The 24,861-nt window shown below is 44.5% G+C and carries 26 protein-coding genes; 24 read left to right on the top strand and 2 right to left on the bottom strand.

The genetic code is table 11. The features are described from left to right. Window positions 1–282: 282 nt before the first annotated feature. From spoIVA to NSS87_RS21550, 24 genes are all read left to right on the top strand, one after another. Window positions 283–1,761 (top strand): stage IV sporulation protein A, encoded by a 1,479-nt coding sequence (spoIVA, locus tag NSS87_RS21665; RefSeq protein WP_042129583.1) that lies wholly within the window; start codon window positions 283–285, stop codon window positions 1,759–1,761. Window positions 1,762–2,137: 376 nt separating this feature from the next. After that, complete coding sequence (locus NSS87_RS21660) at window positions 2,138–2,410, top strand: HU family DNA-binding protein (protein WP_036676223.1); 273 nt, start codon at window positions 2,138–2,140, stop codon at window positions 2,408–2,410. A 116-nt stretch (window positions 2,411–2,526) separates the two neighbouring features. After that, window positions 2,527–2,775, top strand: a complete 249-nt coding sequence (gene mtrB / locus NSS87_RS21655) for a trp RNA-binding attenuation protein MtrB (RefSeq protein ID WP_042190204.1) — start codon at window positions 2,527–2,529, stop codon at window positions 2,773–2,775. Between the two features lie 95 nt (window positions 2,776–2,870). Next, window positions 2,871–3,413, top strand: coding sequence for a hypothetical protein (locus NSS87_RS21650; RefSeq protein ID WP_339242722.1), 543 nt, complete (start codon window positions 2,871–2,873; stop codon window positions 3,411–3,413). A 30-nt stretch (window positions 3,414–3,443) separates the two neighbouring features. Continuing rightward, window positions 3,444–4,397 (top strand): heptaprenyl diphosphate synthase component 1, encoded by a 954-nt coding sequence (locus NSS87_RS21645; protein ID WP_339242720.1) that lies wholly within the window; start codon window positions 3,444–3,446, stop codon window positions 4,395–4,397. Window positions 4,398–4,400: 3 nt separating this feature from the next. Further along, a complete protein-coding gene (locus tag NSS87_RS21640) occupies window positions 4,401–5,153 on the top strand; it encodes a demethylmenaquinone methyltransferase (protein WP_143764070.1) in 753 nt (250 codons plus the stop codon). Further along, window positions 5,146–6,021, top strand: coding sequence for a UbiA-like polyprenyltransferase (locus NSS87_RS21635; RefSeq protein ID WP_042190197.1), 876 nt, complete (start codon window positions 5,146–5,148; stop codon window positions 6,019–6,021). Before NSS87_RS21640 ends, NSS87_RS21635 begins: the two co-directional genes overlap by 8 nt. Next, window positions 6,018–6,620, top strand: coding sequence for a flavin prenyltransferase UbiX (locus NSS87_RS21630; RefSeq protein ID WP_042190195.1), 603 nt, complete (start codon window positions 6,018–6,020; stop codon window positions 6,618–6,620). Before NSS87_RS21635 ends, NSS87_RS21630 begins: the two co-directional genes overlap by 4 nt. 4 nt (window positions 6,621–6,624) lie before the next feature. Further along, complete coding sequence (locus NSS87_RS21625) at window positions 6,625–7,485, top strand: menaquinone biosynthesis protein (protein ID WP_076299575.1); 861 nt, start codon at window positions 6,625–6,627, stop codon at window positions 7,483–7,485. Next, complete coding sequence (locus NSS87_RS21620) at window positions 7,482–8,450, top strand: polyprenyl synthetase family protein (protein ID WP_042190190.1); 969 nt, start codon at window positions 7,482–7,484, stop codon at window positions 8,448–8,450. Before NSS87_RS21625 ends, NSS87_RS21620 begins: the two co-directional genes overlap by 4 nt. A gap of 99 nt (window positions 8,451–8,549) precedes the next feature. Then, window positions 8,550–8,993 (top strand): nucleoside-diphosphate kinase, encoded by a 444-nt coding sequence (gene ndk / locus NSS87_RS21615; RefSeq protein WP_339242717.1) that lies wholly within the window; start codon window positions 8,550–8,552, stop codon window positions 8,991–8,993. A 27-nt stretch (window positions 8,994–9,020) separates the two neighbouring features. Beyond that, the gene (locus tag NSS87_RS21610) at window positions 9,021–9,824 is read left to right on the top strand and encodes a protein-glutamate O-methyltransferase CheR (protein ID WP_076284563.1); all 804 of its coding nucleotides are present in this window, start codon (window positions 9,021–9,023) and stop codon (window positions 9,822–9,824) included. Window positions 9,825–9,931: 107 nt separating this feature from the next. Further along, window positions 9,932–10,093, top strand: a complete 162-nt coding sequence (locus NSS87_RS21605) for a hypothetical protein (protein ID WP_170880309.1) — start codon at window positions 9,932–9,934, stop codon at window positions 10,091–10,093. Window positions 10,094–10,306: 213 nt separating this feature from the next. After that, complete coding sequence (gene aroC / locus NSS87_RS21600) at window positions 10,307–11,476, top strand: chorismate synthase (RefSeq protein WP_042190184.1); 1,170 nt, start codon at window positions 10,307–10,309, stop codon at window positions 11,474–11,476. Window positions 11,477–11,478: 2 nt separating this feature from the next. Continuing rightward, window positions 11,479–12,582 carry a 3-dehydroquinate synthase gene (gene aroB / locus NSS87_RS21595; RefSeq protein ID WP_339242713.1) on the top strand — a complete coding sequence of 368 codons (1,104 nt, stop codon included), beginning with the start codon at window positions 11,479–11,481 and terminating at the stop codon, window positions 12,580–12,582. After that, window positions 12,576–12,950, top strand: a complete 375-nt coding sequence (gene aroH / locus NSS87_RS21590; protein WP_042190180.1) for a chorismate mutase — start codon at window positions 12,576–12,578, stop codon at window positions 12,948–12,950. Before aroB ends, aroH begins: the two co-directional genes overlap by 7 nt. Window positions 12,951–13,282: 332 nt before the next feature. Next, window positions 13,283–14,848, top strand: a complete 1,566-nt coding sequence (trpE, locus tag NSS87_RS21585) for an anthranilate synthase component I (RefSeq protein ID WP_042190178.1) — start codon at window positions 13,283–13,285, stop codon at window positions 14,846–14,848. Between the two features lie 39 nt (window positions 14,849–14,887). Next, window positions 14,888–15,928 (top strand): anthranilate phosphoribosyltransferase, encoded by a 1,041-nt coding sequence (gene trpD, locus NSS87_RS21580; RefSeq protein WP_339242709.1) that lies wholly within the window; start codon window positions 14,888–14,890, stop codon window positions 15,926–15,928. Next, complete coding sequence (gene trpC / locus NSS87_RS21575; RefSeq protein WP_339242707.1) at window positions 15,918–16,748, top strand: indole-3-glycerol phosphate synthase TrpC; 831 nt, start codon at window positions 15,918–15,920, stop codon at window positions 16,746–16,748. Before trpD ends, trpC begins: the two co-directional genes overlap by 11 nt. Beyond that, entirely contained in the window at window positions 16,741–17,418 is a 678-nt protein-coding gene (locus tag NSS87_RS21570; protein WP_339248630.1) for a phosphoribosylanthranilate isomerase, read from the top strand. Before trpC ends, NSS87_RS21570 begins: the two co-directional genes overlap by 8 nt. Further along, a complete protein-coding gene (gene trpB, locus NSS87_RS21565) occupies window positions 17,415–18,614 on the top strand; it encodes a tryptophan synthase subunit beta (RefSeq protein ID WP_042190170.1) in 1,200 nt (399 codons plus the stop codon). Before NSS87_RS21570 ends, trpB begins: the two co-directional genes overlap by 4 nt. Next, the gene (gene trpA, locus NSS87_RS21560) at window positions 18,611–19,435 is read left to right on the top strand and encodes a tryptophan synthase subunit alpha (RefSeq protein WP_042190168.1); all 825 of its coding nucleotides are present in this window, start codon (window positions 18,611–18,613) and stop codon (window positions 19,433–19,435) included. The genes trpB and trpA overlap by 4 nt, the downstream gene beginning before the upstream one ends. 59 nt (window positions 19,436–19,494) lie before the next feature. Next, entirely contained in the window at window positions 19,495–20,592 is a 1,098-nt protein-coding gene (gene hisC / locus NSS87_RS21555) for a histidinol-phosphate transaminase (protein ID WP_076284569.1), read from the top strand. A 47-nt stretch (window positions 20,593–20,639) separates the two neighbouring features. Then, entirely contained in the window at window positions 20,640–21,734 is a 1,095-nt protein-coding gene (locus NSS87_RS21550; protein WP_339242704.1) for a prephenate dehydrogenase, read from the top strand. A gap of 337 nt (window positions 21,735–22,071) precedes the next feature. Here NSS87_RS21550 and NSS87_RS21545 read toward each other — a convergent pair whose 3' ends face one another. Next, window positions 22,072–23,295: an MFS transporter gene (locus NSS87_RS21545; protein WP_339242702.1), complete on the bottom strand. Its 1,224-nt coding sequence runs from the start codon at window positions 23,293–23,295 to the stop codon at window positions 22,072–22,074. Between the two features lie 251 nt (window positions 23,296–23,546). Then, entirely contained in the window at window positions 23,547–24,113 is a 567-nt protein-coding gene (locus NSS87_RS21540) for an XRE family transcriptional regulator (RefSeq protein ID WP_042190158.1), read from the bottom strand. Between the last annotated feature and the right edge of the window lie 748 nt (window positions 24,114–24,861).

Here is a 24,861-nt window from a genome sequence, read left to right as displayed (position 1 = left end):
CTTGCGGCGCGCACAACTAATTTTTAGAAATTACATTGCAAAATGCGCGATTATGGGTCATAAATTCGTTCCGGATACATATGATGATACTAGTCCAAATGCATGTCCGAGCATTCGGAGTTTAGCGCGGGGCCAGTACGTCCCGGTCGAAAGCAGCTAGGCTTCGGGCGGGCATACGATAAGTCCGGTTGATGTCCTGCAAGGGTCAGATTACCGGCGGAACGCGAAGTCGATGCTCTTCAGGCATTTTTTCTTCGGAGTAATATGAGGAGGGGATCTCTTTTGGAAAAAGTGGATATTTTCAAGGACATTGCCGAGCGTACCGGCGGAGACATTTATCTTGGCGTCGTCGGCGCGGTTCGCACGGGGAAATCGACATTTATCAAGCGCTTCATGGAAACAATTGTCCTGCCTAACATCACGAATGAGGCAGATCGGGTAAGAGCTGTGGATGAGCTTCCGCAAAGCGCAGCAGGCAAAACAATTATGACCACTGAACCTAAGTTCGTGCCTAACAACGCAGTCCAAATCAAGGTTGCGGAAGGGCTTGAGGTTAACGTTCGACTGGTAGACTGTGTGGGTTACGCTGTAGAAGGCGCTAAAGGCTACGAGGATGAGAATGGACCACGAATGATCTCTACACCTTGGTTTGAGGAGCCAATTCCTTTTCAGGAAGCGGCAGAAATCGGGACCCGTAAGGTCATCCAGGAGCATTCAACGCTTGGTGTTGTAGTAACAACAGATGGTACGATTGCAGAAATTCCGCGGAACTCGTACGTGGACTCTGAAGAGCGCGTCATTGCAGAGCTGAAGGAAGTGGGTAAGCCATTTGTGCTTGTCATTAACTCCACTCGCCCACGCAGTGAGGAAGCACAGCAGCTCCGTAGCGAGCTAGCCATCAAATACGATATCCCTGTCATGACACTCAGCGCAGCAAACATGACCGAAGAGGATGTAACAGGTGTACTGCGTGAAGTATTGTACGAATTCCCTGTTCATGAAGTAAATGTGAACTTGCCAAGCTGGGTCATGGTGCTTGGAGAGAATCACTGGCTGCGTAGTAGCTATGAGAACTCCGTTCGCGATACGGTAAAAGACATTCGCCGCTTGCGGGATGTTGACCGGCTCGTATCTCAGTTCACAGAGTATGATTTTATCGATAAAGCAGGCCTAAGTGGTATGAACATGGGTCAGGGTGTAGCAGAGATCGATCTGTATGCCCCAGAAGAGCTGTATGATCAGGTTCTGATGGAGGTAGTAGGGGTTGAAATCCGCGGTAAAGATCACTTGCTCCAGCTGATGCAGGAATTCTCACACGCGAAAAGAGAGTACGACCGTTTCTCTGAAGCTTTAGAAATGGTCAAGACTACCGGTTATGGTATTGCTGCTCCTTCACTAGCTGAAATGGCGCTAGATGAACCAGAGCTGATTCGTCAAGGCTCTCGCTTTGGGGTTCGCTTAAAGGCCACCGCACCATCTATTCATATGATTCGTGTTGATGTTGAATCTGAGTTCTCACCAATCATTGGTACAGAGAAACAAAGTGAAGAGTTGGTCCGTTATTTGATGCAGGATTTCGAGAACGACCCAATTAAGATTTGGGAATCCGATATTTTTGGGCGCTCCTTGCATTCCATTGTGAGGGAAGGTATTCAAGGCAAGATCGCGATGATGCCGGATAATGCGCGCTACAAATTGCAAGAAACGCTTGGTCGGATCATCAATGAAGGCTCAGGCGGACTTATTGCAATTATTCTCTAACTTAAATTTAAGCAGATTGGAAGAGTGGGAGAGATCCCACTCTTTTTATGCGTAAAAATAACGAAACTTGATTCCTAGTTCCTATAATAACGGTGAATCTGACTCAATTTTTTTTCTGAAAAGAAGAATTAACCTGGTCTTATAGGTCTATAAAATTAGATGGGAATTAGATGTTTATGCAAGCATAGATGATAATTTCTACTCCTTTTTTGTCTAACTGCTTGAATTTATGGATGGGCTGTATTACTATAAGTTTGTTGCGCTTCAAGGTCTATGGGCGCCAGTGTTCAGTAATAAACGGGATTATCACGTATATTTTACGTTTAAACGGAAACAGTGTATGATACCGGAAATTTACTCAGGGAGGTGAGAAAACATGAATAAATCTGATTTGATCAATGTAGTTACAGAAGCAACTGAACTTCCCAAGAAGGATGCTACTAAAGCTGTAGATGCGGTTTTCGAAGCAATTACAGAAGCGCTGCAAAGCGGTGATAAAGTACAACTGGTTGGATTCGGAAACTTTGAAGTGCGCGAACGTTCCGCACGTAAAGGCCGTAACCCACAAACTGGTGAAGAAATCGAAATTCCTGCAAGCAAGGTACCGGCATTCAAACCTGGTAAAGCGCTGAAAGACGGAATCAAATAAAGATTTCTACATATCAATCCCATAGTCTTTTTAAGTACAACTATGCCGCCCTCCAAGGCGGCATTTGTTTTTTGGAATAGCATGGGCTGTACATTAGGTTTAGAGGAGGATCAGCGATGACGGATAAAAATACGAGCGAAAATCCGCTTCCGACAGGTAGCGACTATATTGTGGTTAAGGCCAAAGAAAATGGCGTTCAAGTCATTGGGCTAACTAGAGGTACGGATACACGCTTTCATCATACAGAGAAGCTAGACAAGGGTGAGGTGTTGATTGCCCAATTTACCGATCATACCTCAGCAATGAAAATCCGCGGAAAAGCTGAAATTTTAACGAAACACGGACAATTGGAAAGTGAAAGCTGAAAAGCAGGCATAGCCTGCTTTTTTTCAAAATATAGTAAGGGTGAATGATCATATCCACAAAAAAAGTGGGTACTATGGATAAGGGGGGCGTGTCCATGAACAAAGCCTGGTTGATTGGTGCCGTATTACTCTTGACTGCGACCTCTGCTGTTATTTTGCCGAAACTGGCAGACTTAGACTCATCCGTACAGCAGAGAAATGGGACAGTGGAGACTTTTACTGGCAGCCATAACACAGTGCTGGGCAATGACAATCTTGTTGATGTTCTGGGCGCTCTTCCGTTGACCTTATCCATAGATAGCGTTGGCTGGGAAGATCATGTTCTGTCACTGGATCTGAAAGTGAGCGGGAACGATCATGAACCTGAGGAACTCTATCAAAATATGGCTCTGGCCATTTCCTTTGCTATTCAGGAAACCTCGAATGTGGATCAACTTCTACTTCGCATTGTGGTAGAAGATAAATGGCTTGGTAGCCGCCGACTGCTGTTAGCTGGTGATATCAGACGTTCTGAGTGGTCTTATACGCTGCAAGATGAACTTCAGTCTGCGGGTAATCTTCCTATATCGGATCGTCTCAAAACGGGCTTCCGCATTAGTGAAACCGAGCTCTGGAAGAAACAGTTCATTTATCCTTAAATGGATTAAAAGAAACTCAGGCGTACCACAGTGCGTGACAAAAAAACATGTGATATAATAGACAAGATTGTGAACAAACGAATTATTATTATGTCAATGGCTTCGGAGGCTGAAATGAAACCGTACTGCATACCGCAACTGGCTAAACCCTACACCGACTACGACATGATTCAGAAGCATACGGATTTGCCGCCGTTTTCTGATGGCCGGGGTCATTTGTTATATATTTTTCTAAATCATGCTTCTTCTGCAAAAGGAAGTGCCGGAGAGTTGTACACGCTTGTGACAGCGCTTGTTCAACTAGGTCTGGACACGCATGAGGTCATTGACCGTTCGAATGATAGACGGGGGGGAGACCCTATGCGTTCCCGTCAATTGAAGGTACTAGCTGGCGATTACTTCAGCAGCTGGTTTTACCATTTGCTTGCAAAGAGTGATCAGATCGAGATGATTGGAATCTTGAGTAAGGCGATTGCAGATTTCAATGTCTTGAAAGCGAATCTCTACGTGAAGATGAGAGGCATACGCCTTTCGGCTGAACAATACTTGCGGCACATGGTACAGCTGAATATGCGGCTGTTCCTTTCTTTTACGCCTATGATTGAGAACTCCTTAGTGGAGCTGTGGGAAAAACTGCTGGCAGAATTCAGTCAGTGCGAGACCGTTGCTATTGAACTTCTTCGTAGTGATGATCCTGCGAATGCAGGGAATGGCTATTGCTACTGGAAGATGATGGAGACTGCAACAGAGGAAGAACGTAAGCAACTTCAAGACCTAAACCTTGATCAGAAGGAATGGAAGATGCTAAAAATGAAATATAAATGTGATTCGCAACTGACGGACAAGCTTCATCAATCGCTTCAGTCTATTCAGGGGCTATTGCAAAGCGTTAAAGACGAGAGTTTACTTAAAGAGCTAGAGATCGCGCTGGATCGTTTTCTCCTGCAGATGAAGGTCACAGGACAAGCAGCCGTGGAGGGTTAAGGGATGACTATGGAAAAAACGACAACTGCTGTGGGTGATAACAGCAAACCAAAAGAGCAGTTTGTACATTCCGTATTTGAGAGTATTGCTGGAAAATACGATTTGATGAATGACATCCTAAGCTTTCGCCGCCACAAGGCATGGCGTAAATTCACGATGAAGAAGATGGGGATGAAGCGCGGGGATTCGGCCGTTGACCTATGTTGCGGAACCTGTGATTGGAGCATCGCTTTGGCGGAAGCTTCGCAGACTGGCAATGTAATCGGACTGGATTTCAGCGCAGGTATGCTTGAAGTAGGTCGCCGAAAAGTGGAAGAGCGCAAGCTTCAGGACCGTATTTCGCTGGTGCAGGGCAATGCTATGGAGCTGCCTTTTGAAGACAATGCGTTTGATTATGCAACGATTGGATTCGGACTACGCAATGTGCCAGATCCTGTTCAAGTGCTTAACGAAATGAAGCGGGTAGTAAAACCTGGTGGAATGGTTGTATGTTTGGAGCTATCTAAGCCGATGAAACAGCCGTTTAAAGGCGTATATTTCTTTTATTTCCAGCGTGTACTTCCATTGCTTGGTAAGTTATTCGCGAAAAGGTACGAGCAATACAAATGGCTGCCAGAATCATTGGCAATGTTCCCAGACCGGGAGCAACTGGCCACTATTTTCCGTGAAACCGGACTTCAAAAAGTGGAATCCTTCCCCTTGACCGGAGGCATCGCGGCATTACATATTGGGCTCAAGGAGAACAGGAATGTTTAAGAAAATCGGTATCTTTTTACAAATGATTAAGTTTGAACATACGGTATTTGCTTTACCCTTTGCCTTTATGGGTGCTTTACTGGGATCTGTGGTCATGAATGATAGCCTCCCATCCTGGAGTCAAATTGGCTGGATTGTAATCGCTATGTTTGGAGCACGAAGTGCAGCTATGGGATTGAATCGATTGATAGACCGAATCAGTGATGCCAAGAATCCACGCACAGCGGGAAGAGCGATTCCTGCAGGGTTACTAAAGATCGGTGAAGTTGTCATTTTTATAGGCATTTCGTTTTTCTTGCTCTTTTGGGCAGCCTTTAAATTGAATCCTTTGTCAGCTAAGCTGTTACCTATCGCTGTATTCCTTCTTGTTATTTATTCATTCACTAAGCGCTTTACATGGGCATGCCATCTTATCCTCGGCCTTACCATTGCGCTTGCACCGCTGGGCGGCTGGGTAGCTGTGACCGGTAGTGTGAATTGGACTTCAATGGTATTTTACTTCACAATTGTGTTTTGGACGGCTGGTTTTGATGTTATATACTCTTGTCAGGATGTTGAATTTGATCTTAAAGAAGGCTTAAAATCCATTCCAGTGCGATTTGGGGTCCAAGGTGCACTCGTTATTGCCCGTGTGTTTCACATTCTTACGGCGATTGGATTCGTATCGCTGCTGTTTTTGACGGATTTAAGCTGGTGGTATGTGGCTGGTATGATCCTCGCATATATTATTCTCTTTTATGAGCATTATATTGTATCTCCGAGTGATCTCAGTCGTTTACAGACCGCTTTTTTCACTATGAACGGCGTGCTAAGCATCGTGGTGTTCTCTTTCACTTTGATTGACTTGGTGGTGCATTTCAAAAAATGACGCTTACTAAACCGAAAAACTTCGTGGTTGGAATTACTGGGGCAAGCGGTGCTATTTATGGTATTCGTCTGATCGAAACGTTGCTATCGCTAGGCTACTCCGTTCATTTGGTAGTAAGTAATGCGGGCTGGCGCGTTTTTAAAGAAGAACTAGGTTATATCGCATCAGACCGGGAAGGCTTTTTGAACGAAAAGTTCAAAGGCTATCCCGGTTCTCTACTTTATCATCCTGTCGCTGATATCGGTGCATCTATTGCAAGTGGTTCGTTTCGTGTGGAGGGAATGATTATTATGCCTTGTTCCATGGGAACATTGTCTGCGGTTGCTAATGGAACCTCCGACAATCTGATGACTCGTGCTGCTGATGTTATGCTTAAGGAAGGACGTCCACTGGTCCTTGTTCCTCGTGAGACACCTCTGCATGCTATTCATCTTGAGAATATGTTGAAGCTGTCCCGTCTGGGGGTTCGGATCATTCCGGCAATGCCGGCGTTTTACTTTGGGCCACAAAGTATGGATGATCTGATTAATTTCATGGTGGGTAAAGTGCTTGACAGCTTTAATATTGAACATCAATTATTTCGCAGATGGGGGGATTGAAAGGATGGAGAATAACAGCCACACCATCATAGGTAAAATCAGCTATACTAACTCATGGCCGGTATTTCACAATTTTCATCCCTCTGCACTGAAATATCCGGCAGAGATGGTGAGTGAGGTACCTGCCATTCTTAATCAGGGGATGAGTCGTGGAACGATTCATGTGGGTGCATTATCCTCTTTTGCGTATGCTGAAGCCAGTGATAAGTTATTGCTGTTACCTGATTTATCGGTAAGTGCGGACGGTCCTGTGAGGTCTATTTTTCTTTTTTCTCGAGTGCCTCTTGCACAGATAGGTACAGGTACGATTGCTGTTACGAACACTTCTGCAACATCGGTAAATTTGCTGAAAATTTTAATGGAAAAGGCTTTTGGCAATAAACCAGAATATATTAGCGCTAATCCTGATTTGGATGCTATGATGCATCAAGCAGATGCCTGCTTACTCATTGGTGATCATGCGATTAAAGCCTCTTGGCAGGATCAAGGGTATATCGTTACAGATCTGGCGGAGCTTTGGAAAGAATGGACGGGCTTAGGGATGACCTTTGCGGTCTGGGCAGTGAATCGAAAAGCTGCGAATGACAAACCGGAAGCCATTGCGGAGATTGCAGAAGCTTTTGCTGAGAGTAAACTGCGGGGATTAAGTGATTTAGATCCTATAGTACTTGCAGCCTGTTCGACAATTGGAGGAACTAAGTCTTATTGGGAAGGGTACTTTCGCAATTTAAGCTATGATTTTGGAGAAAGGCAGCAGAAAGGTCTGAACCTCTATTTCCGCTATGCCTATGAGATGGGTCTGCTGCCGCAGGCAGTGAAGATGGAGATTTGGAGTCATAAACTGTTGACACGGGTGAAGGAATGAAACGACTGCAAATATTCGGATTACTGAACAGAGACATGGATCAGATTGAAAAAGATTTGTACCGTAGCGTACAGGGTGATGACGACCTACTAACCGAGACTTCTCTGCATTTATTAAAAGCTGGCGGTAAAAGATTGCGTCCCGTATTTGTTTTGATGGGTGGGAAATTTGGAAAGTATGATCTTGAGAAGCTGAAGCGTGTGGCGATACCGCTAGAACTAATTCATAGCGCTTCACTAGTTCACGATGATGTCATTGACGATGCAGAACTGCGCCGAGGTGAACTTACTGTTAAGGCCAAATGGGGCGATAAAATTGCCATGTACACCGGTGACTACATATATGCGAAAGCACTGGTGATGACGACGGAGCTGAAGAATCCGCGAATCCATCAGATTTTATCCAAGGCCATGATTGAAATGTCGATCGGTGAGATGGAGCAGATTCGTGACTTCTTCAACAGTGAGCAAAGTGTGCGTCATTACCTGCGGCGGATTCGCCGTAAAACAGCACTGTTGATTGCAGTCAGTTGCCAATTAGGTGCACTTGCTGCTGATGCTGAACCAGAGGTGGCTCGTCTACTTTATAATTATGGATATAATGTAGGGATGGCTTTCCAGATTCGTGATGATTTACTTGACCTCTCAGGCACTGAAAAGCAAATCGGTAAACCTCCAGGAAGTGATATGCGGCAAGGGAACATCACCCTTCCTGTCATTTATAGCCTGGAGGATGAAAGATTGCGAGCTCCGCTTCTTGAAGAGTTGAAGTCTATTCGTGAAGGGCACAGCACAGTAGGGCGTGCTATTGATCTTATTCTTTCTGGAGACGGAATCACCCGTTCCGAGGAGCTGGCTTCGCGATATATCGCGAAGGCACTTGCTGCACTAGATCAGTTGCCTAACAACAAGACTAAGCGTAATCTGCGCGATATTGCCTTTTTTGTAACAGGTAGAGCTTATTAGTATTTTGGTGATCATGAAATTAAACGTTTCCAGAAAGCTCGGTTTCTGTTAAGATAGCGTCAAAACAACCCAACTAATGGGAAATTGGAGAGTGCCTCTATGGAAAAGACGTATCTGATGGTCAAACCGGATGGAGTACAACGTGGATTAATTGGGCGTATTGTCTCACGCTTTGAAGATAAGGGCTTTAAGCTGGTCGCTGCAAAGCTGATTACAGTTAGTGAAGACCAAGCAAAAAGACATTATGCGGAGCATGCTGGTAAGGACTTTTTTGGAGAGTTGGTTTCTTTTATAACTTCAGGTCCAGTGTTTGCAATGGTATGGGAAGGTGATGATGTTGTAGCATTATCCCGTACACTCATTGGTAAGACGAAAGTAGGAGAAGCCTTGCCGGGTACGATTCGAGGCGACTTTGCCAGCCATACACCGCTTAATTTAATTCATGGATCAGACTCGCCTGAAAGTGCAGAACGAGAAATTGCTAATTTCTTTACTCCAGATGAATTGAATCTTTATAACAAAGAGATCGCAGTCTGGATGTAGGAGCCAAGCGGGAGGCGGGGGATTAACATGTCTGATCGTAATGTTGCAGCATTAACAGCAGATTCAGATTACATCGGGTTTATTCATCATGTTAAGCAAAGCACCGGAATTGATCTGGCTCAGTATAAAGAAGCGCAGATGAAGCGGCGTTTAACGACTCTTCGTGTGAAGAATGGATATCAAACCTTTAGTGATTTTTTTGCCGCAATGATGAAGGACAAGGAATTATTTTATGAATTTTTGGACCGAATGACGATTAATGTCTCCGAGTTTTGGCGGAATCCGAATCGGTGGGAAGTACTGCGAGATATCATTCTTCCTGACATACAACAATCTGGTCGCAGATTGAAACTGTGGAGTGCTGCATGTTCCACTGGAGAAGAACCCTATACGCTGGCTATGATTTTATCGGATAAGAATTTATTGGGACAGACTGGCATTCTGGCTACGGATATTGACGACGGTGCGCTTTCCAAAGCAAAGCAAGGTTTGTATCTGGAACGTTCTTTAAAGGATGTGCCTAAGGATGTTGCTGCTCGTTATTTTAAACCCGAGGGTCATTTATTCAAAGTTAGCGACACGCTTAAGAAAAACATAGATTTCCGTAAACAGAACCTACTGCTGGACAAGTTCGATGAGGGTTTTGATCTTATCATTTGTCGCAATGTAATGATCTATTTTACTGAAGAGGCGAAGAATAAGCTCTACCATAAGTTCTCGGCTAGTTTACGTCCAGGCGGGTATTTGTTTGTAGGTAGTACAGAGCAGATCTTTACGCCAGCGCAATATGGCTTTGAATCGACGGAAACCTTTTTCTATCGTAAAAAATAAATACTTCTTGCTCCTTCGTCTGTGTACTTTTATAGGTATACTTTCGCTATCGTTCAGTGATACTGGGTAGTAGAATCTGTAAGCTAAGCGAAAGGATCGTTAAACCGATGGACAAAAGCAAGGTCATTGCCGCGTACAAACGAGGCTTTATTACCGTTCGTGAGTGCGGGCAAATTCTCGGTGTAGAAGAAATGCAATTGAAGCGCCTTCTGCAACTGGAAGAGCGTAAGTCTACATTTCCTTCAACAAGTCAGCGGATCGGAAGCTAACAAGTGCCGGACCGAGCCGAGGAGCGCCATTCATACTCTTTAGAGTATGAATGGCGCTTTTTCTTTACACAAAAACCAATTCATTTTGTCGTGAATGGAGTCGTTTTAGGGATATCCCTTTCTTGTCAAAGAGGATTGCCTATACTATAATGAGCAAAGATCATTAGGATTTTAGCGGTTTACAGTTTAAAAGTATAAAAGGGGGAACGCAGCATGAGTTTGCGCTATTTAACAGCGGGGGAAACGCACGGCCCCCAGCTTACGGCCATTATTGAGGGATTGCCAAGTAATTTGACATTGGATTTTGAAGAGCTTAATTTTCAATTGCAGCGTCGACAAAAGGGTTATGGACGTGGACGTCGCATGCAGATTGAGAAAGATACGGCACAAATTGTAGGTGGAGTGCGTCATGGCTATACTACAGGTGCTCCAGTAGCCTTGGTAGTAGAGAATAAAGACTGGACCCACTGGAAGAACATCATGAATATCGAGCCTATTCCTGGCAGTGACGAAGAAAAACGCCGCGTAAATCGGCCGCGTCCTGGCCATGCAGACCTGAACGGCGGATTGAAGTACAACCATACGGATCTTCGTAACGTACTGGAGCGCTCCAGTGCTCGCGAAACAGCAGCCAGAGTCGCATGTGGCGCTGTAGCCAGACAGCTGCTTGCAGCTTTTGGCGTGAAGGTAGCAGGGCAAGTTATTCGTATCGGTGAAATTGAAGCGCCTGCTAACGATCTGCCTATCGATGAGCTGATTGAGCGGACAGAACAGTCCTCTGTTAGAGTTGTCGACAAAGAAACGGAACAGAAGATGGAGGCTTACATAGATCAGATTAAGGAAGAGGGCGACTCCATCGGTGGAATCGTTGAATGTATCGTCGAAGGACTTCCTATCGGACTTGGCAGTTATGTACAGTCTGATCGGAAGCTTGACGGAGCAATCGCTGGGGCGGTAATGTCGATTAATGCATTCAAAGGCGTTGAAATTGGCATTGGGTTTGAAGCTGGAAAATTGCGTGGATCGCAAGTCCATGATGAAATTATGTATGAAGCTTCTAAAGGATACTACCGTGCAAGTAATCGCTTAGGTGGTTTTGAAGGTGGTATGACTAACGGCATGCCTGTTGTAGTTCGCGGTGTCATGAAGCCGATCCCTACCCTTTATAAACCGCTTCAAAGTGTGGATATTGACACGAAAGAACCATTTACAGCGCAAGTTGAACGCTCCGATGCTTGTGCAGTTCCAGCGGCGTGTGTTGTTCTGGAAAACGTAGTGGCTTGGGAAATCGCAAAAGCATTCCTTGATAAATTCGGTGGCGACTCACTGGAAGAAATTAAAGCGAACTATGAAAATTACCTATCACAGCTGGAGAGCTACTAATTATGCGTACTATTAATGTAGATTTGGGCGACCGCTCGTATCCTATTCTTATCGGTAGTGGTTTACTAAAGGACATCGCCCATTATTGTGCTGAGGCCGGATTTTCGGAGCGTAGTCCACTGTTAGTAGTGAGTGATACTGAAGTAGCGCCAAGGTACTTGCCGGCTCTTGAAGAAGGTTTACGTTCTCACGGCTATACTGTGGTTAGTCACATAATGACGGCAGGTGAAGCCTCTAAATCATTAGCCGTGTATGAAGAAGTCATGACAACCGCGATTCAAGCAGGATTAGACCGCAATTCAGCAGTTTTAGCTTTAGGCGGCGGCGTGGTTGGCGATTTAGCAGGATTTGTAGCAGCAACCTATATGCGTGGAATCGGCTTTCTGCAAATTCCGACGACGATCCTAGCTCATGATAGTAGTGTAGGTGGTAAAGTGGCGGTCAATCATCCATTAGCCAAAAATATGATAGGGGCTTTCTATCAACCGTCAATGGTACTCTACGATTTGGATACACTAAGTACTCTTCCAGCACGGCAAGTGTCATCAGGTCTGGCTGAAGTGGTAAAGCACGGTCTCCTCGTGGACAAAGAGTTCGCATATTGGTGTCGTGATCATGCCGAAGAGCTGCTAGAGCTGAATGTCGAAGCCTTAGGTTATGCTTTAGAGCGTGGCTGTGCAATTAAGGCAGATGTAGTGGCTAATGATGAGCGTGAGCATGGACTTCGAGCGATATTGAACCTCGGACATACGATCGGACATGCCATTGAAGCAGTTGGTGGGTATGGGGTGTTTCTGCACGGAGAAGCGATTGCGATTGGGATGGCGGGTTCAGCGCTATTGGCGGCGAAGCTTGGGCGGGATACTTCCATTTATGAGGACACTGTATCTATGCTGACCGCGCTGTCACTGCCTGTACGGCTTCCTTCCGAGTATGATGAAGATGAACTGATGGACGCTATGATGCATGATAAGAAATTCAAGGAAGGCAAGATGACCTTTATCGTGCCTGATTCCATAGGCTCTGTAAGCATTGTGAACGATGTGCAGGAGTCGCTTGTGCGAGAGGTTCTCGCAGAGCTTAAGAAGGAGGGAAGACCGTGGTAAACCGAGGAATTCGCGGAGCAACAACCGTGACTAAGAACGAAGAGGCAGAGATTTTACGTGAGACCGTTATATTGCTGCGGGAGATCGTAGAACGTAATGATGTTATAGCTGAGAATATAAGCAATGTATGGATTACGATGACCAATGATCTGGATGCTACTTTTCCTGCAAGAGCTATTCGTGAGATTGAAGGCTGGGAAATGGTTCCACTTATGTGTTCAACGGAAATCCCAGTTAAAGGAAGCTTGCCGATGTGTATCCGGTTGATGGTACAGATTAATACGGATAAATCGCAGCGTGAGATTCGCCACGTTTATCTGAATGAGGCTCAGAAGCTACGTCCGGATTTATCAGAGAGCAAGTCTTAAATTATAGTTGTGGGTTGTCAATGACCCTCGTCATCATGTATAGTGTAGTTAGCCGAGTATAGAAGAGTTTAGTTTAGTTGAGATGAGTATAGTTGAGCAGAGTGCGAGAAGTTTTTTAGATTAGCATTTATCGTGTAAGCAGAGTCTTTATTTTGATATGCACTGAAGTCATTTATCAGTGATATATCTTATTTAGGGATAAGTCTGTAAACACTACATAATTATGCTAATCAATGCTCAAAAACATATACTTACTTACACAAACCCTCTACTTCGGTAGAGGGTTTTTTTGTATTTCGGAACCATTCATATATCTAAGGGGGCATCTAACAATGACGAATCCAAGTGTTCAAGAGGTGGTAAAGCTGTCGCGGGATTATAATCTGATTCCTGTTGTAAAGCGACTGCTCGCGGATATGGAAACACCTATCCGATTATTCCAACGTTTCGCTGAACGTGATCGCGCGTTCTTACTTGAAAGTGTAGAGGGTGGAAAACAATGGGCACGGTATTCGTTCATCGGTAGCGATCCCTTTTTGATGATATCCGGTAAAAAGGGTGCAATTAACGTTGAAGTCGGCGGAGAGAAGAAGCAACTATACGGAAAGCCGATTGAGGAGCTTAAAGCGTTACTTCGTTCATACCGTAGTCCTAAGCTTGACGAAATGCCTCCATTTACTGGAGGGGCTATCGGATTTTTCGGATATGATCTGCTGCAATATTATGAGAAGTTACCTCAGCATCCTGTGGATGATCTCCAAATGGATGATATAAGATTTATGTTTTGCGATCGGATCATTGTTTTTGACCATGTGAAGCAACAGATTCTGCTTGTTGGTAACCTGCATGTAAAAGACGGAGATACAGATTCGGATATCAGATCCAATTATGAAAGCCTGAGTCGTAAGCTGGAGGCTATGGCCGAAGATCTACAAAAAGAAGGCCCTAAGGAAAATGTGAATCGTCGCAGCATTCCGCAGGATATCGAGCTTGGAGAGATTCATTCTAATCTCACTAAAGAGCAGTACATCAACAATGTAGAACAGGCGAAGGAATATATTCGCTCAGGCGATATTTTTCAAGTGGTATTGTCACAGCGGTTGCATATTGAAACGGAAGTTTCTCCATTGCATGTATATCGGATGCTCAGAACTCTTAACCCCTCTCCTTATATGTACTATTTGAAAATGGACGAGGAGATTATTGTTGGCACTTCACCTGAAGCACTCGTAAAGGTAGATGGAAATCGTGTGGAGACACGGCCGATTGCTGGAACTAGACCAAGGGGTGACAGTGAAGCATCAGACCGGGCGTTTGCTGCGGAGCTCTTGGAGGATGAAAAAGAACGTGCGGAACATCTGATGCTTGTTGATCTGGGTCGTAATGATCTAGGGAGAGTATCCAAATTTGGTTCAGTAAAATGTGATTCCTTTATGGAGATTGAAAGATACTCCCATGTCATGCACATGGTATCGAATGTGTCAGGCACGCTCAGTGAGGATAAAGATTTCTTTGATGCCTTTCTCTCCTGTCTGCCTGCCGGAACGGTTTCTGGGGCACCGAAGCTGCGAGCTATGGAGATTATAGCAGAGCTGGAAAAAGAAGCTCGAGGTGCTTATGCCGGAGCAATTGGATATTTAGGGTTCTCAGGAAACATGGATTCTTGTATCACCATTCGTACCATCATCTTCCGAAAAGGTCGTGCGTACGTACAGGCCGGAGCAGGTATCGTTTGGGATTCGGTTCCCGAGAAAGAGTATGAAGAAACGGTGAATAAGGCGAAGGGGATGCTGAAAGCTATTCGTATGGCAGAAGCTATGTTTCCATCCGAAGTGAAAGAAAAACAAGTTATCAACCAAGATTATATGTACGAATATACCCCTGAACAAGTGGTTTGATTTATATAGTAACTCATTAAGGCTGGGAGGAAGAACATTATGGATGCAACGAAATTAATTCAAACAGGAATCGCCGGACTAATCGAAGGCAAGAATCTGACACGTACAGAAGCACGGGATATAATGGGTGCTATAATGCTAGGAGATGCTTCACAAGCGCAAATCGGTTCACTGCTGACCGCTTTACGAATTAAAGGAGAAACCGTGGAGGAGATTACGGGTTTTGCAGAAGCTATGAGAGGGTTCGGCACATCCGTACTGACTGATCGCGCACGCTTGTTAGATACTTGTGGTACGGGCGGTTCCGGCATCCATAAATTTAATATTTCAACCGCCTCAGCAATTATTTCATCAGCGGCTTCTGTAAGAGTTGCCAAGCATGGAAATCGCTCTGCTTCAGGCAGAGCGGGAAGTGCGGATGTACTTGAAGCCCTTGGCGTAAACATTCATCTGAATGCAGACCAAGCCCGAGAATGTCTGGATCGTATCGGCATTTGCTTTTTATTCGCACAAATTTATCATCCTTCGATGCGGCATGCAGCAGCTCCTCGCAAGGAGCTTGGTGTACGTACGATCTTCAATATGTTGGGTCCTCTTACGAATCCCGCTGGAGCTGACCGTCAGCTCCTAGGGATTTATGACCGAAATAAGACGGAGACGGTGGCTAATGTACTGAAGGAGCTAGGTTCCAAGCGCGCAATGGTTGTAAGCAGTTCGGATGGTCTAGACGAGATTAGCATCTCAGCCTCTACATTAGTGTCTGAACTAAAAGAGGGTGTAGTGACAACTTATGAAATTACTCCGGAGGGATTAGGTCTTAACAGACATCCACTTGAAGCTGTTTTGGGTGGAGACGCAGCAGAGAACGCAGCAATTATTACCTCTGTGCTCCAAGGTGAGATCAATCCCTACCGAGATATCGTGTTAGCTAATGCAGGAGCATGTATATATGTTGCGGGTCTGGCAGATACCATGGCCGGAGGCGTCGAGAAAGCTAAAGAAGTAGTGGATTCGGGTAAGGCATTATCCAAGCTGAAACAGCTTGTTGTGATGACGGAGGAGCTTAATTATGTATCTTGATAAAATTGTCGCTACAAAGATCAAAGAGGTGGAGGCGCTCAGTAATAGCTTTTCTCTAGCCCAAGCTGAACGTGATATAGCAGCACTCCCTCAGACTAGAGGCTTTCGTAAGGCTCTGACCCAGGGGAAGAACAGGGATATAGGTTTGATTGCGGAGGTAAAGAAGGCATCCCCTTCAAAAGGGCTGATTCGTGAGGATTTCGATCCTGTTTCCATTGCAAAAGGTTATGAAGCGGGCGGTGCTGATTGTTTATCTGTTTTGACGGATACGGATTATTTTCAGGGAAGCGCTGCTTACTTGCAGCAAGTGAAGGAAGCTGTAAATCTGCCGCTGCTACGCAAAGATTTTATTATCGATGAGAAACAAATTTATGAAGCGCGTATTCTTGGAGCAGATGCGGTGTTGTTAATCGTTGCTATTTTGACACCGGATAAACTGTCTCATTTTATAGAAATAGCTACTGGACTTGGAATGGATGTATTAATCGAAGTTCATGATCGGAATGAGCTTGCAGTGGTATTAAGTACAGACAAGATAACACATCCTAATATTCTGCTGGGTATTAATAATCGTAATCTGCGTACCTTTGAGACGTCCTTAGAGACAACGGCAGAGCTGGCAGCACTAGTACCTCAAGGGGTACCTGTGATCAGTGAAAGCGGAATTGCAGGGCCAAGTGATATTGACTACTTAAGAACGACTGGCGCTCACGGGGTCCTCGTAGGGGAATATCTAATGCGTCAGGCAAATGTAGAAGAAGCGGTAAATGGATTGCTAGGAATGCTTCCAAATGGAAAGGACCGTGTCGTTCATGGCTGAGACATTGGTAAAAATCTGTGGACTTCAGGACGTTGAAGTGCTAAAATCTATGTTACACTTACCACTAGATTATATTGGATTTGTATTCGCTCCTAGTCGTCGCAGGGTTACTCTGGAGCGTGCTTCCGAACTGATTGCTGAACTTCCGCAATGGAAGACTAGTGAAAAACCTAAAGCTGCTGGGGTTTTTGTTAATCCAGAGCTGGATGAGCTGAGCGAACTGCTTTCCGTTGTGTCACTAGATGTCATTCAGCTACATGGGCAGGAAAGTCCAGCCTTTTGTCAAAAGGTTCAGCAAGCTTTCCCACAAGTTCAGGTGTGGAAGGCATTGTCTGTTGCTGATAAAGAGCGTGATGACGCGGATAACAAATATACATTGGAACAATACGCAGGCTTCGTTGATGCTGTATTGTTAGATACTTATGATCCTCAGCAGAGCGGCGGCTCTGGGCGCACGTTCGCTTGGGAGAGGTTGCCTGATTATCAGGAAATCGCGCTACGAAATGGTTTGCCGTTATTTGTGGCTGGCGGACTTCATCCTAATAACGTAGGAGAGTTGCTAGATACTTATGCTCCGTACGGAGTAGACGTATCTAGTGGAGTAGAGAGTGAAGGCGTTAAAGATATTATTAAAATGACAGCTTTTGTGGAAAGGGTGAAGCAATCATGACACAAGTACCGGACCAGCATGGACGTTTCGGTTCATTCGGAGGGCGCTTCGTGCCCGAAACTTTGATGACTGCATTGATTGAGCTGGAGGAAGCCTATGAGAAGTATTCGGCAGACCCTGCTTTTCAAGAAGAAATAGATTATCTATTAAAGCAATATTCCGGACGGGAGACCCCACTGTATTATGCGGAACGTCTAAGTAAACATCTGGGAGAAGCAAAAATATATTTGAAGCGTGAAGATTTGAATCATACGGGCGCTCATAAGATTAACAATGCGATTGGTCAGGGCATTCTGGCTAAAATGATGGGTAAAACCAAGGTGATCGCTGAGACTGGAGCTGGTCAGCATGGTGTAGCTACTGCTACGGTTGCAGCCCTTCTTGGTATGGAATGTAAGGTATTTATGGGGGAAGAGGATACTCGTCGCCAGGCACTCAATGTATTCCGTATGAAGCTGCTTGGTGCTGAGGTAATTCCCGTTACGTCCGGATCGCGTACCTTAAAAGATGCCGGCAACGAAGCGCTTCGCTACTGGGTTAGCAATGTGGAAGATACTTTTTACATTCTCGGTTCTGCCGTAGGCCCACATCCTTATCCGATGATGGTTCGTAACTTTCAGCGGGTTATTGGTGATGAAACGCGGCGCCAGATTCTGGAGGCTGAAGGAAGACTGCCGGATGTGCTTGTTGCTGCAGTAGGCGGCGGTAGTAATGCTATCGGCATGTTCTATCCATTCGTAGAGGATAAAGGTGTCGGTATGATTGGTGTTGAGGCAGCAGGCAAGGGAATTGACACACCATTTCATGCGGCGACGATGAGTAAGGGGACTCATGGCGTATTCCAGGGTTCGATGAGTTACCTTCTGCAGGATGAACATGGTCAAGTAACAGAGGCTCATTCCATCTCCGCAGGTCTGGATTATCCAGGCGTAGGTCCTGAACACTCTTATTTAAAAGATATCGAACGCGCAAAATATGTTCCGATTACGGATGCAGAGGCGCTTGATGCACTGAAGCTGCTATGTGTAACGGAAGGCATTATTCCAGCTTTGGAGTCAGCACATGCGATAGCCCATGTAGTGAAGATGGGTCCAACCCTTACCAAGGATGATATTGTTGTTATCTGCCTGTCAGGCCGGGGAGACAAAGATGTGGAATCGATCATGGCGTACACAGAAGGGAAGGGAAACGAATGACAACCGAAACTACAAACCGGATGGATTTGGTATTCCGGAAGCTTAAAGCTGAAGAACGGACGGCATTAATTCCTTTTCTGACGGTTGGAGACCCTGATCTGGAGACTACGCTTGCCATCATCGCAGAACTGGAGGCGGCAGGTGCAGACATTTTGGAGCTAGGAGTACCTTACTCTGATCCGCTAGCAGATGGCCCTGTCATTCAGCGAGCGTCTGCACGAGCTCTGCGGGGGGAGGTTCACCTGCGTACCTGTATGGAGACCGCGTTAAAAGCTCGTCAAGCCGGAAGCAGCCTGCCCTTTATTTTGTTTTCCTATTACAATCCTATCCTGCAAATGGGGTTGGATACATTTTTCGCAGAACTGAATGCTCATGAGATTAGTGGTCTTATTATTCCAGATCTTCCTGTCGAGGAATCAGAGGAGATGCGCCGCCGCAGTAGTGAAGTTGGCGTTAATCTCATTCCACTAGTTGCACCGACCTCAAGTGAACGTATTGCGAAGATTGTCTCAGGTGCGAGTGGGTTTATCTATTGTGTATCCTCGTTAGGTGTGACAGGGGAACGATCCACTTTCCATGCTGATGTAGAGGCGTTTATTGATTCCGTGCGTCAAGCTACGGATCTGCCGGTGGCTGTAGGATTTGGGATCTCAACTGGCGAACAGGTTGCCCGCTTTGCTCAGATTTGCGATGGCGTGGTAGTAGGTAGTGCGATTGTTCGTAAAATAGAAGAGGTCATTCCGCTGCTCGATAATCCCGCTACACGGAATGAGGGGCTGTTGCAAATTCGAGAATTTGTGGCACAATTAAAAAGACCATAACAGTGTCATTTTGACCTGTGTATAGTGGAGTAATCAACTATGGAGAGCGAGGACTATTCATGAATCCAAAACCGAATATAGTTAATCTCCCTGTCTACAAACCAGGGAAACCTATAGACGAAGTTAAGAAGGAGCTTGGCTTAAGTGAGGTTATTAAGCTTGCATCCAATGAGAACCCGTATGGAGCTTCCCCGAGTGCTAAAGAAGCTATTCTAGCAGAGCTTGAGAATCTTTATCTATATCCAGACGGATCGGCCGTTGAGTTGACGGCAGCACTTGCCAACCGTCTTGGTGTGAACAGCGATAATATTATTTTTGGCTGTGGTTCTGATGAGATTATTGCTCTTATTGCTCGTGCTTTCTTCTTGCCAGGTGATGAGACAATCATGGCTGACCAGACCTTCTCTGTGTATAAGAGTAACGCAGATATCGAAGGCGCTGTGTCCATCGAGGTACCACTTGTAAATGGTACACATGATCTGGATGGGATGCTGGCCCGTATTACGGACCGTACGAAGGTTATCTGGATTTGTAATCCGAATAACCCAACAGGAACGATTGTACCAGAGGAAGCCTTGGTTTCTTTCCTTGATGCTGTTCCTTCCAATGTAATGGTTGTTCTTGATGAAGCTTACTGTGAGTACGTAACAGATCTTTCTTACTCCAACGGTATCCAATTATTAAATCGTTATACGAATTTGGTTGTGCTTCGCACATTCTCCAAAATTTATGGCTTAGCCGCATTGCGTATTGGTTATGGCGTTGCTAGTCCTGAGATTATTTCATTGATCAACAAGGTACGCGAGCCTTTCAATACCACTCGTCTTGCGCAAGCCGCGGCTCTTGCTGCCTTGAATGACCAAGAATACGTGGAGGAATGCCGTCGTCTTAATAGCGCGGGTATTGTCCAATTACAAGGTGAATTCAAACGTCTGGGCCTTGAATCCTTCCCTGCACACGGGAACTTCATTATGGTAGATGTTCGTAAACCTGCAACCGAGGTTTTCGATGCTTTGATGCGTAAAGGAATCATAGTAAGAGCGGGTCATCAAGTTTACCCTACTTATATTCGTGTTACTGTGGGCTCTGCTGAACAGAACACAGCGTTTATAACTGCGCTGGAACAAACGCTTATAGAGTCTGGTGTGCGGGCTTAGTAATAAACAGCAAGACTAGACTAAAAAAGGCAGGTAGTTCAAAGAACATGACGACAAAAATAGCTATATTCGGTGTCGGTCTGATCGGAGGCTCACTGGCCCTTTGCTTTAAAGGCAAGGAGGGCCTGACCGTCGTAGGACATGCCCACCGTCCTGAATCCGCGAGTAAATATATAAGCAGAGGTGTGGTTGATCAAGCCACGCTTTCTGTTGAAGAAGCGGCACTTGATGCTGATTTCATTTTTTTATGTGTACCGGTAGGGATGTTAGAGGATTATCTGCAGCAATTAAGTAAATTGCCTCTAAAACCCGGCTGCATTATTACAGATGTAGGAAGCACGAAAGCTAGTATTGCCGCATGTGCGGTCTCCTTAGATATTCCTGGAGTACATTTTATCGGCGGACACCCAATGGCAGGATCAGAGCGCTCAGGTGTTGAGGCAGCTTCATCACTGCTATTTGAGAATGCCTATTATGTGTTGACGCCTCCTCCAGGAGTGCCAGATGAGGCTTATCATGCACTGGAGTCTCTACTACACCACACAAGAGCACAGATAGTACGCCTTGATCCAGAACGCCATGATGAGATTGTAGGTGCCATTAGTCATCTACCGCATATTATTGCTGTTGCTTTGGTAAATCAGATTCGTGCCTATGACGATACAGACTCCTTATATAGCACGCTAGCTGCAGGGGGCTTTCGGGATATCACTCGGATTGCGTCCAGTGATCCTATAATTTGGCGAGACATTTTGCTGAACAATCGTTCCGTAATGCTTCGTTTATTGAAGGATTGGAACGAGGAAGTTTCTTCTTTTGTTCGTCTACTGGAAAGAGAAGATGGCGTAGGGATTGAAGAGGCCTTCGAAGAAGCGAATGGCTTCCGCAGTCAGTTGCCTGAACGGCGTAAAGGCATGATCGCACCTTTATTTGACCTACATATTGATGTACCGGATCATCCGGGGATTATCGGTCGCATCGCTACTGAGCTGGGGGACCAAGGCATTAACCTTAGCAACGTACAAATCATCGAGAGTCGTGAAGATGTGCCGGGTATTATGCGCCTATCTTTTCGTCAGGAGAACGATATGGAACGAGCGAAAGTGCTCCTGCAGGAGCACGATTATACCGTATATGTGTAGTATTAAGGTTCGCTCAGGGTCATTTTCAAATCGTAATAAATAGTAAAAACAGCGATTCTCATGTTATTAGAGAATCGCTGTTTTGTTATTCTGGCTTGTTGGTTGCTAGCTTCCACATGCCGCCGTCAGTACCACCTTTGAAGTAGTCTTTCGGACTCCACTGACGCTATTTCATTTGGAGGGCTTATATTGGGTGTTTTTCGCTCTAATTTAGATTTGGCTTTTTGTAACTGTTCCCGAACTCGCTTTCTCCATTTCGATCAGTATTTCTTCCAAGAAATTCTCAGGTACATAAGTCATGCCATTCATTATAAATTCCTGGCTGACATTAACCAAATTAACTTGAGTTTATTTCGCCGTAACTATTTTGGCTATCTACAAAACGATTTCTTGCTGCTCCTATACCAACTAAAAAGAGAAAGGCCGAAGCTCCAAGCAGAATGAAAAGTGGCAGGTTCCAACTATTTGTCGCATCATGCAGATATCCTATAAGGGCAGGACCGATTGCGGCAAGCAGATATCCGATCGATTGCGCCATACCAGACAGTTCCGCCGCTTGATGCGCATTTTTAGTACGTAAACCGAAAAACATCATGGATAAGCTAAAGGCGCAGCCTCCACCAATTCCGAGTATGATGATCCACAACAGAATGATATTGGAGCTTCCGTAAAGCAGTCCGAGCGTTCCCGTCAAAAGCAAAATGGTTGTGATGACCACTAACGAACGTTGACTTGACATTCGCCCAGCAATAACGGGGACAATAAAGGTAAATGGAAGCAGCGCTAACTGCATTATTGAGAGGTACCATCCTGATTGGCTTGAGTCAATGCCTTGCTGCTTTAAAATTTCAGGCAACCATGCGATCAGCACATAGAAAATCATGGACTGCATACCCATAAACAAGGTTACTTGCCAGGCGAGAGGGGAACGCCAAACATTTACATCATTGCAGGCCATCTGTTGACTCGTCGAGGTTGTTCGCTTCGTATGCTTCCTTAATTGAGGCAACCAGCAGAGGATCGATACAAAGCTTAAGATCCCCCATATTCCCAACGCTCCCTGCCATTTTAAACCTACGTTTGCGGCTAGCGGTACACTAATTCCCGATGCGATCGCTCCAGATAAACTCATTGAAATTCCAAAGATACCAGTCATGGCACCTATTTTATTAGGGAAATCACGTTTAATTAAACTTGGCATTAATACATTACAAACGGCAATTGCAAATCCAAGAATTGCAGTTCCAATATACAGATTTGCAGCGCCAGCTAAAGAACGTATTACAATACCAACAGTCAAAAAGATCAGGGCAAACAAAATTAAAAGTTCTACTCCATACCTGCGTCCTAGTTTTGGTACTAGAGGCGATAATAAAGCAAAGGTAAGTAACGGTACCGTTGTTATCAGGCCTGCTAAAGTATTGGAGATATGAACGTCTTCCCTTATGAGACCCACTAAAGGACCGACCGAGGTTAAGGGAGCACGTAAATTTGCGGCAATAATAATAATGCCGAGTATTAGCAGCCCTAGAGATGATGGTAAGATTTTCTTGTTCGGCATTCTTCATTTCACCTTCCAGAATTATGTGTACTTTTGGTTTTCTGCTGATTGAAAAACTATGAAATAACATCCGCGCGGACAATAAAAGTATATTATAATATATTAAAATTAACAATAAGTATTTTATAGTTAACTTTATAAAGACTGTCCTATCACTTGAAGTGCTTTATATTAGTTAAAAAAAATACAACTCTGAGTTCCCATATATAATGGAATACTGAGTTGCATTTTATAAGTGAAATTTTCGGCTTTTAGAAACCATATTTTAAGGAGATATGGAGCACTGTTTCGCTATTCGTATGATTGGTATAAGAGTGAGGGCGATCTGCACGAAAACTGATCGTATCATATTGATTCAATGTGTACATCTCACCATTGACTTGAATTTCAATGGAACCAGTCATTACTGTCGCAATTTCAGTTGTATTCACATGATGACCTTCAGGGTGATACGAACTATTTGGCTGTAAGTAAGCTCGACACATTTCAATATCGTTGCTTACGTTTTTAAAGACGGGTTCAATGATCCAATTCTTTTGATCATTAGAAAACCGAAGACCTTCGCCTGCTCGATACAAACTAACAGGGTCTTCAGATTTGAACAAAGCTAGTAGGGGTAAAGATAGGCCTTTTGAAATTTTCCATATAATCGCCAAAGTTGGATTTGTCTCGCCGCGTTCGATATTCCCCAGAGTAAGTTTACTTACACCTGTTAATTCCGCTAAGTCATCTAAGTTCATGTTTTTTTCTTTTCTGTACTTTTTCAAGGCACCGCCGATTTGAAGTACAAGTTGTTTTGATTCATCGATTTCATTCATTTCATATTCACCTCAACAAATATCTTTATAGCTAGTATATTGTTTATCTTGACTCTTTTCCATACCTCTTCAAGTGGACGCAAACGGGGTAATAGATGACTGTGGGGATTTGTAGAAGCTAATTCGCTCGCTATAGTAAAATAACCTATTATAGATCATCTAACAAAAGGTACAGCGCTTACAGGACAAAAAAAGACCGCTTACAAAGTAAGCGGCTACAGTTCACAATAAATTGGAACCGTGTAGTATTTGGATAGGAGTGGAGAGAAACCATACTGTACTTTTATTATATGTATACGTTTACATTTTGTCAACAGTTTATTAAAAAGAGATTAAAGTCACATTACAGTGATCAAAGTCTTATGGTTGAACTTCATGTTCGTTTATAATCTGTTGTCAGGTCATGCTGACGAGATTACTGCTCTGAAGTCTATTAATGTCATCCTATGAGAATCTGTGATACAATAGATCTGGTATATTTCTAGATTCGTTATAAAATTTATATGCTCATAGAAATATGCCATTTTTCTTTTTATATTCATCACAATCATCATGCCTTAATTATTGGGTGTTTGAATATACATAGGTGTATTTCAAAATTGAAGAACGGATAAGTTGCACGTCATATATTTCCCCTTAAATTCCCACAAGGAACGTTTGTCTTACATAAAAGGTCGACAATATCGTTTCTTCTTGTAATAAACTAAAAAGTTGTAGTAAACCAGCGCAACTTTTAAAGCCCAAACCG

This window comes from Paenibacillus sp. FSL F4-0243, assembly GCF_037963295.1.
GTDB lineage: Bacteria > Bacillota > Bacilli > Paenibacillales > Paenibacillaceae > Paenibacillus_AQ.
Note: the sequence above shows the minus strand (reverse complement) of the source record. Positions and strands in the feature narration are given on the sequence as shown.

What these genes read in the sequence shown, in the direction of transcription:
- NSS87_RS21660 (WP_036676223.1), top strand. Translation starts at nt 2,138, where the DNA reads ATGAATAAATCTGATTTGATCAATGTAGTTACAGAAGCAACTGAACTT.
- mtrB (WP_042190204.1), top strand. Translation starts at nt 2,527, where the DNA reads ATGACGGATAAAAATACGAGCGAAAATCCGCTTCCGACAGGTAGCGAC.
- NSS87_RS21650 (WP_339242722.1), top strand. Translation starts at nt 2,871, where the DNA reads ATGAACAAAGCCTGGTTGATTGGTGCCGTATTACTCTTGACTGCGACC.
- NSS87_RS21640 (WP_143764070.1), top strand. Translation starts at nt 4,401, where the DNA reads ATGACTATGGAAAAAACGACAACTGCTGTGGGTGATAACAGCAAACCA.
- NSS87_RS21635 (WP_042190197.1), top strand. Translation starts at nt 5,146, where the DNA reads ATGTTTAAGAAAATCGGTATCTTTTTACAAATGATTAAGTTTGAACAT.
- NSS87_RS21630 (WP_042190195.1), top strand. Translation starts at nt 6,018, where the DNA reads ATGACGCTTACTAAACCGAAAAACTTCGTGGTTGGAATTACTGGGGCA.
- NSS87_RS21625 (WP_076299575.1), top strand. Translation starts at nt 6,625, where the DNA reads ATGGAGAATAACAGCCACACCATCATAGGTAAAATCAGCTATACTAAC.
- NSS87_RS21620 (WP_042190190.1), top strand. Translation starts at nt 7,482, where the DNA reads ATGAAACGACTGCAAATATTCGGATTACTGAACAGAGACATGGATCAG.
- ndk (WP_339242717.1), top strand. Translation starts at nt 8,550, where the DNA reads ATGGAAAAGACGTATCTGATGGTCAAACCGGATGGAGTACAACGTGGA.
- NSS87_RS21610 (WP_076284563.1), top strand. Translation starts at nt 9,021, where the DNA reads ATGTCTGATCGTAATGTTGCAGCATTAACAGCAGATTCAGATTACATC.
- NSS87_RS21605 (WP_170880309.1), top strand. Translation starts at nt 9,932, where the DNA reads ATGGACAAAAGCAAGGTCATTGCCGCGTACAAACGAGGCTTTATTACC.
- aroC (WP_042190184.1), top strand. Translation starts at nt 10,307, where the DNA reads ATGAGTTTGCGCTATTTAACAGCGGGGGAAACGCACGGCCCCCAGCTT.
- aroB (WP_339242713.1), top strand. Translation starts at nt 11,479, where the DNA reads ATGCGTACTATTAATGTAGATTTGGGCGACCGCTCGTATCCTATTCTT.
- trpE (WP_042190178.1), top strand. Translation starts at nt 13,283, where the DNA reads ATGACGAATCCAAGTGTTCAAGAGGTGGTAAAGCTGTCGCGGGATTAT.
- trpD (WP_339242709.1), top strand. Translation starts at nt 14,888, where the DNA reads ATGGATGCAACGAAATTAATTCAAACAGGAATCGCCGGACTAATCGAA.
- trpC (WP_339242707.1), top strand. Translation starts at nt 15,918, where the DNA reads ATGTATCTTGATAAAATTGTCGCTACAAAGATCAAAGAGGTGGAGGCG.
- NSS87_RS21570 (WP_339248630.1), top strand. Translation starts at nt 16,741, where the DNA reads ATGGCTGAGACATTGGTAAAAATCTGTGGACTTCAGGACGTTGAAGTG.
- trpB (WP_042190170.1), top strand. Translation starts at nt 17,415, where the DNA reads ATGACACAAGTACCGGACCAGCATGGACGTTTCGGTTCATTCGGAGGG.
- trpA (WP_042190168.1), top strand. Translation starts at nt 18,611, where the DNA reads ATGACAACCGAAACTACAAACCGGATGGATTTGGTATTCCGGAAGCTT.
- hisC (WP_076284569.1), top strand. Translation starts at nt 19,495, where the DNA reads ATGAATCCAAAACCGAATATAGTTAATCTCCCTGTCTACAAACCAGGG.
- NSS87_RS21550 (WP_339242704.1), top strand. Translation starts at nt 20,640, where the DNA reads ATGACGACAAAAATAGCTATATTCGGTGTCGGTCTGATCGGAGGCTCA.
- NSS87_RS21545 (WP_339242702.1), bottom strand. Translation starts at nt 23,295, where the DNA reads ATGCCGAACAAGAAAATCTTACCATCATCTCTAGGGCTGCTAATACTC.
- NSS87_RS21540 (WP_042190158.1), bottom strand. Translation starts at nt 24,113, where the DNA reads ATGAATGAAATCGATGAATCAAAACAACTTGTACTTCAAATCGGCGGT.